At 71.2% G+C, this 5,455-nt stretch carries 6 protein-coding genes; 3 read left to right on the top strand and 3 right to left on the bottom strand.

Annotated features, from left to right (window positions below; translation table 11 throughout):
• The coding region (locus tag DJ75_RS04395) for a thiamine pyrophosphate-binding protein (RefSeq protein ID WP_254921875.1) at positions 1-622 on the bottom strand (622 nt) is incomplete at its 3' end.
• Positions 623-744: 122 nt separating this feature from the next.
• Between DJ75_RS04395 and DJ75_RS04400 the strand changes: the two genes are divergently transcribed.
• The 3 genes from DJ75_RS04400 to DJ75_RS04410 all read left to right on the top strand — a co-directional run bounded on the left by DJ75_RS04400 (position 745) and on the right by DJ75_RS04410 (position 2,499).
• On the top strand, positions 745-1,509 hold the full coding sequence (locus DJ75_RS04400; protein WP_094522912.1) for a sugar phosphate isomerase/epimerase: 765 nt from the start codon (positions 745-747) through the stop codon (positions 1,507-1,509).
• A 151-nt stretch (positions 1,510-1,660) separates the two neighbouring features.
• Positions 1,661-1,945 (top strand): hypothetical protein, encoded by a 285-nt coding sequence (locus DJ75_RS04405; protein ID WP_094522914.1) that lies wholly within the window; start codon positions 1,661-1,663, stop codon positions 1,943-1,945.
• The gene (locus DJ75_RS04410; RefSeq protein ID WP_094522916.1) at positions 1,945-2,499 is read left to right on the top strand and encodes an adenylate kinase; all 555 of its coding nucleotides are present in this window, start codon (positions 1,945-1,947) and stop codon (positions 2,497-2,499) included. Before DJ75_RS04405 ends, DJ75_RS04410 begins: the two co-directional genes overlap by 1 nt.
• Before the next feature lie 124 nt (positions 2,500-2,623).
• On the opposite strand, the gene DJ75_RS04415 is transcribed toward DJ75_RS04410, so the two are convergent.
• Both DJ75_RS04415 and DJ75_RS04420 read right to left on the bottom strand, forming a co-directional pair.
• A complete protein-coding gene (locus DJ75_RS04415) occupies positions 2,624-4,516 on the bottom strand; it encodes a DEAD/DEAH box helicase family protein (RefSeq protein WP_249269128.1) in 1,893 nt (630 codons plus the stop codon).
• Positions 4,517-4,595: 79 nt separating this feature from the next.
• A complete protein-coding gene (locus DJ75_RS04420; RefSeq protein ID WP_094522918.1) occupies positions 4,596-5,315 on the bottom strand; it encodes a hypothetical protein in 720 nt (239 codons plus the stop codon).
• Positions 5,316-5,455 lie beyond the last annotated feature (140 nt).

Consider the following 5,455-nt stretch of genomic DNA (forward strand, 5'->3'; position numbering starts at 1 on the left):
CGCGGTCGACGGCGTCGGCGGGCGGGGCCGGCGGCGCGCTCGGCGACCGCTCTCCGACCGCGGGCTGCGGCGTCCGGCTCGCGAGGACGTCCTTCGGGATCCCGACACGAACCGGCCCCTGCGGGTGTTCGCGAGCGACGCGAATCGCGTCGGCGACGGCGGGGACGGCGCCCGCCGGCGAGTCCACGAGGACGTTCTCCTTGACGACCGTGTCGTACGTCTCCGGCGGCGTCTCGTGGATCCCGTCGCCGCCGCGCACCTCGCGCTCCGTCTCGACGGCGAGGTGCAGGAGGGGGACGCAGTCGTTCAGGGCGTTCTTCAGCCCGTTCATCGCGTTCATATCGCCCGGGCCGGGGACGACGACCGTCGCCGCCATCGCGCCCGGCTCGCCCGTCTCGGCGTACCCCCACGCCTGATGGGTGACGGCCGTCTCGTGGCGCGCGACGACGAACCGCGCGTCGCGGTCGGCGAGCGCCCGGTTGAGCGGGAGCGTCTGCTTCCCGGGGATCCCGAAGGCGACGTCGACCCCGCGGTCGAGCATGTGGTCGACGACCGCTTCGGCGACGGTCGGCGCGTCGACCCCGTCGGCGTCCGTCCCGCTCGGGGAGTCGGTAGTCTCCATACCGCGAGGTCGACGGAGCGGGTGTTCAAACCTTCGGCGGCAGCGGGGGCCGCAGGCCGATCGGCGGCGTCGCGGCCGCGAAATATCCAAATCAATACATCGGTGGCCGAGAAATGACAGCTATGATCGATATCGCGGTCCAGCTGTACACGCTGCGCTCGGTCGACGCTCCGCTCCCGGAGCTGCTCGACCGCGTGGGCGAGGCCGGCTACGACGGGGTGGAGTTCGCCTATCGGGTGCGCGAGTCGCCGACTGAGGCGGTGCTCGCGGCGCTCGACCGGAACGGTCTGGACGCCGCCTCCGCGCACGTCCCGATCGAGGCGTTGGAAGACACGCCGGCCGAGGCGTTGGAGGCCGAGTTCGACGACACCGTCGACCTGTACGGTCGGCTCGGCGTCGACACGTTCGTCGTCCCGTGGCTCGACCCGAAGCACTTCGAGAGCGCCGCGGCGGTCGACGCGACCGCGGAGCGGCTGGACGACCTCGCGGCGGCCCTCGACGCCCAGCGCGTCCGGCTCGCGTACCACAACCACGACCAGGAGTTCGCGAGCCTCGACGGCGACCCCGCTATCGAGCGACTGATCGACCGGACCGACGATCGGGTCGAGTTAGAGATCGACGCCGGCTGGGCGCTCGTCGGCGGGGCGGACCCCGCCGAGCTGATCGACCGACACGCCGGCCGGATCACGCACGTCCACGTCACCGACGACGACGCCGATCGCGGCGAGTCGGTCGCGCTCGGCGAGGGCGACGTGGACCTCGACGCGGTCGTCGCGAGCGCGCGGAACGCCGACGTCGAGTGGCTCGTCTACGAGCACGACGACCCCGCCGATCCGATCGCGTCGATCGAGCGCGGGGCAGCGACCCTCCGAAGGGCGCTGCGCTGAGCGTATCGCTCCGTGCGGTGCGATCAGAGCCTATCGCTCCGTGCGGTGCGATCAGAGCGCACTGCTCCGAGCGGCGTTGCGCCGGCCGCGGCGATCCCTCGGACGGGACCACACGCGTAGCTACTTTACCACACAGTGTCATGTGATATGTATGCGCTTACCAGAGACTCGCGATCTGTTCGCACGGAAGCTACAGTTTCCGGCCTCACGGAAGGCGGTGCTAGAGACGGTGGGTAGCACGGAGCTGTCGCCTCCGGACGGAGAGGCCACGACGATCCGAGCGGTGATCGAGCGGTCCGACATGGAGGAGTTCCACTCGGCAGACGACCTCTACGACACGATGATGTCGCTCGTCGGGGCGCAGTTTATCGGACGCCGGTACTACGACGACCGCGGCGCCATGCCGCAGGACGAGGACACCGAGGTGAGCTTCTGATGGCGGTTACGCTGGTGTCCGGAGTCAACGGCGTCGGGCTCTCGAGCGTCTGTCAGGCCGTCCGACGCGGGCTCGGAGACGGGTACAAGCTGATCAACTTCGGCGACGTGATGCTCGAACAGGCGGCCGCGATGGGGTTCACGACCGAACGGGCGAAACTGGGCGATCTCTCACAGTCGCAGACGCGCCGGCTCCAGCGCCGCGCGGGCGAGTTCGTCGCCGACGAGGCGGCGGAGGCGGACGTCCTCCTCTCGACGCACTTGGCGGTCGAAACGAAGACCGGCTACGTCCAGGGGCTCCCCTCGGAGGTGCTCCACGACGTCTCGCCGAGCGCGTTCGTCCTCGTGGAAGCGAGTCCGGAGACCATCCTCGACCGCCGGCGGACGGGCGACCGCGACTCGCACGCGGTGACCGAGCGCAAGATCTCCTTCGAACAGGACCTCAACCGCTCCGCCGCGCTCCAGTACGCGCGCGACCAGAACGCGCCGGTCCGGTTCATCGAGAACGAGGACAGTATCGAGGAGGCGGCCGAGCGCCTGGCGGACTCGCTCTGACGGCCTGAACCGAGATAGGCCCGTCCGTGCTCGGCGTTCCCCGCCGGGGCCGGCGAGTCGGCGGTTCCGTCTCCGACCGTTCCGCGACCGGCGGCTACGCCGCCACGGACGACTCCGCCACGGACTACTCCGCCACGTTCGTCTCGCGCACTCGCACGCCCTTGCGCGCGAGGTGTCGCATCTGGCGCTGCGCGAACTCCTCTTCGCTGGAGCCGCGAGTGGCGAGCACGTAGACGAGCGCGGAGCCGGAGGGGCGCATCGTCCGGCCGGCGCGCTGGGAGCCCTGCCGGCGGGAGCCGCCGAGCCCGCTGGCGACGATCGCGACCTCGGCGTTCGGGAGGTCGATCCCCTCGTCGCCGACGCGGGAGACGACGAGAGTGTCGAGGTCGTCCCCGTCCGCCCCGGGCTCGTCGCCGTCCCCGCCCTCTTCCCGGAACCGTCGGAACAGCTCCGTGCGCTCGCGGTGCGGCGTCTCGCCGCTGATGAACGGCACGCCGAGCGCGTCCCCGATCGCCTCGCCCTGATCGAGGAACTCGATGAAGACGAGCGCCTTCTTGTCTCGGTGGGCGGCCAGCAGGTACCGGATCTCCTCGATCTTCGCGGGGTTCTCCGCGGCGACCCGGCGGCGCTCTCGACCGTCGGCGCTGGCGTACTCGTTCTGCGCCAGCTCGTCGCGCCACGGGACGTACCGGATCTCCACCTCGGGCTCCTGGACGAACCCCGCCTCGAAGAGGGCGTCCCAGTCGGCGCCGATCGGCTGGCCGATCAGGGTGTAGATCTCCTCCTCGCTCCCGGTCTCGCGGACCGGAGTAGCCGAGAGCCCGAGGCGGTGTTTGCTCTGGAGCTCCGCCGTGCGGCTGTACACCGGCGCGGTAACGTGGTGGCACTCGTCGAAGCAGATCAGTCCCCACTTCCGGGAGTCGAACAGGGAGCGGTGGCGGTCCATGCCAGCGATCTGGTAGGTCGCGATCGTGATCGGCCGGATCTCCTTCTGCCCGCCGTGGTACAGTCCGACGTCGGCGGGGTCTATCGTCGAGTGTTCGAGCAGCTCCTCGCGCCACTGGCCGGCGAGCTCGCGGGAGGGGACCAGGATGAGCGTCTCGCCGCCGACGGCCGCGATGGTCGCGATGGCGGCCACGGTCTTTCCGGAGCCCGGCGGGCCGACGTACACCCCGGAGCGACGCTCGAGGAACGTCTCGACCCACGTCTCCTGATACGGCCGGAGGTCGGTGGTGAGATCGATATCGACCGGGTCGCCCACGTCGAGGTCGCGGTCGTCCTCGACCGGGTAGCCCGCGTCGTAGAGGGCGCGTTTGACCTCGGCGACGGCGTCCTCGTTCACCCACGCCTCCGTCTCGGAGATCGGCGCGCGGAGGTGGTCGTCGTCGAGGTGCTGGTCCGCGACGTTGCCCATCAGGCTCTCGGAGGCGGCCGCCAAGACGACGTAGTCGTCCTCGTGGGTGTATAAGCGGAACCGGTGCGCACGGCGCCACTGGTCGCGGATCCACTCCTCGAGGTGGTCGTACCGACGCGGGAGGACCGACCGGAGGCTCGCGACGAGGGCGTCGGCGTCGTCGAACGGCGCGGCCCACACGTCCTCCTGCCGGATCCGGTAGAGGTACCCGCGGGTGCCGGGTTCCGTCCCGGTGGTGTCGACGAGGTACGCGAACTGCGAGAGCCGCGCTCGCGTGTACTGCGTCGGGCGGTCGACGACGATCTCGCGGCGGTTCGGGAACGCGACGACGCGCTCGCGGCTCGCCAGCCGCCCCCAGTCGGTCGGGTAGAAGACGACCGGGTCGCTCTCGACGTCGAGCCGGTCCACGTCGCCGCGGTCGACGAGCGCGGCCAGCGCGTCGCGGGCGGCCGACTGCGTCGTGCCGAGCCGACGAGCGACCTCGCTGGCGGTCGCGATCGGTCGCTCCTCGGCCTCGAGGGCCTCGTGGAAGCGGTCGAGCGAGACGTCGGCGGCGGCCGCGGAACCGTCCTCGGCGCCGGACCCCTCGGGGTCGTCGGTCATTGACGACGGTTCGGCCGCGACGCTGAAATGGGTAGCGTCCGCGGCTCGGAGCGAGGAGGCGGACGGACGGGGCGCGGCCTTATCGACCGGAGCGTCCGTGACAGCCGCGGGAGGTGATCGCGTCCTTCGAGCGGAACCGGCAGCCGCAGTCGTCGCACCGGACGTACGGCTCGCCCGGCTCGGTCTTCAGGCGGTGATCGCCCACCACGAACGGTCGGGTCACGGTCCGGGGGCGGATCCGGTCGGGGATCGGCGTCGACGCCGACTCGCTGAGCGCCGCCCGCACGGCGATGGTGTCGACGTCCACGGGGTCCCACCGGCGGGCGTCGAGGGCCGCCTCGCGGTTGGCCACCTCGGTCCAACCGGTGACGACGACGGGAGAGTTCGTCTCCGTGTCGCCGACGACGACGACGAACCGGATGCCCCCGTCGACGAGGGCGAACCGCCAGCCGTCGGTCCGGTTCCAGCGGAGCTGACCGCGGCGGATCGCGTCGCTCACGGTGCGGGTCGACACGTAGCGACCCGGCTGTTCCAGCCGGTCGCGGAAGTGATCGGTGAGGGCGTAGAGACCGGGGTCGCGGACCGGCGGATCCTCCGCGGTTCGCGCGACGGAGGACCGGCGCGCAGACGGCGAGCACTGCCGTCGATAGTCGCCCGTCTCGGGGTCGAAGGGAAGGGGGTCCGACCTCCCCGCCCGCCGGCGTGACCCCGCCGGCGCGGTCGTGGACGCAGTCCGACGCTCCGTCGATCCGGAACGGGATGACTCCGCGTCTCCCGCTCCGCCCTGTCGGGATGCCACTGAGTGACAGTACAGAGTCGGCTCTTAAGTGTGTTACGCCGACACAGGGGTGCGGTCCGCGGATCGGCGTTCGGCGTCGGCCGGGAGTCCACTCCGGCCGCGAACTACTCGTGGCCGGAGACCCGGACGGGCTCGTACGG

Origin of the sequence: Halorubrum sp. Eb13, from assembly GCF_002252895.1 — an archaeon.
Lineage (GTDB): Archaea > Halobacteriota > Halobacteria > Halobacteriales > Haloferacaceae > Halorubrum.

What these genes read in the sequence shown, in the direction of transcription:
- DJ75_RS04400 (WP_094522912.1), top strand. Translation starts at nt 745, where the DNA reads ATGATCGATATCGCGGTCCAGCTGTACACGCTGCGCTCGGTCGACGCT.
- DJ75_RS04410 (WP_094522916.1), top strand. Translation starts at nt 1,945, where the DNA reads ATGGCGGTTACGCTGGTGTCCGGAGTCAACGGCGTCGGGCTCTCGAGC.
- DJ75_RS04415 (WP_249269128.1), bottom strand. Translation starts at nt 4,516, where the DNA reads ATGACCGACGACCCCGAGGGGTCCGGCGCCGAGGACGGTTCCGCGGCC.
- DJ75_RS04405 (WP_094522914.1), top strand. Translation starts at nt 1,661, where the DNA reads ATGCGCTTACCAGAGACTCGCGATCTGTTCGCACGGAAGCTACAGTTT.